The 302-nt window shown below is 67.5% G+C and carries 1 protein-coding gene; it reads right to left on the bottom strand.

Annotated features, from left to right (window positions below; translation table 11 throughout):
* Nucleotides 1–302 (bottom strand): molybdopterin dinucleotide binding domain-containing protein (locus NE591_RS14330; RefSeq protein ID WP_305145272.1); only part of this gene is annotated, 302 nt, incomplete at both ends.

The following is a 302-nucleotide window of genomic DNA, read 5'->3' as shown; positions in this document are numbered from 1 at the left end:
CAGGTCTTCTTGAAATCGGGCTCTTTCGAAAGCGGGCAGTAGGTGTCCTGCACCACCAGGTTGATCAGCGTCTCCTCGGCGAAGAACGGCGTGAACACCATGCCCGCGGGCGGACGGGTGCGGCCGGCCGTGGACACCGTGATGTCGCAGGTGCCGAAACGCGAGGTGAGGCGCACGCGATCGCCGTCGGTCACGCCGAGGCGCTCGCAGTCGGCCGGTTTCATGTCCAGCAGCGCCTCGGGCAGCGCGCGATTGTGCTCGGGCACGCGGCGGGTCATCGATCCGGTGTGCCAGTGCTCCAG

It is taken from the genome of Adlercreutzia sp. DFI.6.23 (assembly GCF_024462535.1).
Lineage (GTDB): Bacteria > Actinomycetota > Coriobacteriia > Coriobacteriales > Eggerthellaceae > Adlercreutzia > Adlercreutzia rubneri.
This window is presented reverse-complemented; position numbering and strand designations above follow the sequence as displayed.